Source organism: Vibrio sp. 1562 (genome assembly GCF_033340155.1).
Classification (GTDB): domain Bacteria; phylum Pseudomonadota; class Gammaproteobacteria; order Enterobacterales; family Vibrionaceae; genus Vibrio; species Vibrio alginolyticus.
The window spans coordinates 1-573 of the sequence record NZ_JAWOVY010000601.1 but is presented as its reverse complement, the minus strand read 5'-3'; the positions used below and the strand labels follow the sequence as shown (position 1 = coordinate 573).

1 protein-coding gene is annotated in these 573 nt (G+C 45.9%); it reads left to right on the top strand.

Annotation, left to right across the window (positions count from 1 at the left end; genetic code table 11):
* A partial coding sequence (locus R7Z49_RS26635) for an ABC transporter permease (protein WP_318112669.1) occupies positions 1–573 on the top strand: 573 nt, incomplete at both ends.

Below are 573 nucleotides of genomic sequence, written 5' to 3'. Positions count from 1 at the left end.
AGGCGCACAAGTTAAAGTCAGTAAAATGGTGATTGAAGGCGTACCGCTTAGTTTGGCGAGCCACAATTACTCTGCTATCAAGCTGAATATGAAACCGACCTTCAACCCAACGATGGGCTATATCGAATACGTGGTTCCTGCTGTCTTTGTGCTGATTTTGCAGCAAACACTTATTATGGCGGTTGTCTTGCAAACCGGTTCACAGCGTCATGGTCGAGGCTACTGGTCTCAGGTATCAACCGGGTCATTGTTATTGGTAAGAACGTTGGTGTTTATTGCCATTTATTACTTACTGAGCGCGTATTACTTTGGTTTTAGCTTCGAACGTCTGAGTGTGAATCACATTGCCAAAGCAGGTGAGCTCTTAACCATGCTCTTCCCGTTCTTGCTGGGTTGTTGTGGGCCAGGCTTTTGGCTTGGCTATCTACTACCAAGAAGAGAACTGGTCACCTTAGTGGTTCTAGTCAGTTCAATGCCTCTCATCTTTTTAGCGGGCTTCATTTGGCCAGTTGAATCGATACCTGCTCCACTACTTTGGATAGCCGATTTGAGCCCGAGTACTTGGGCAATAAA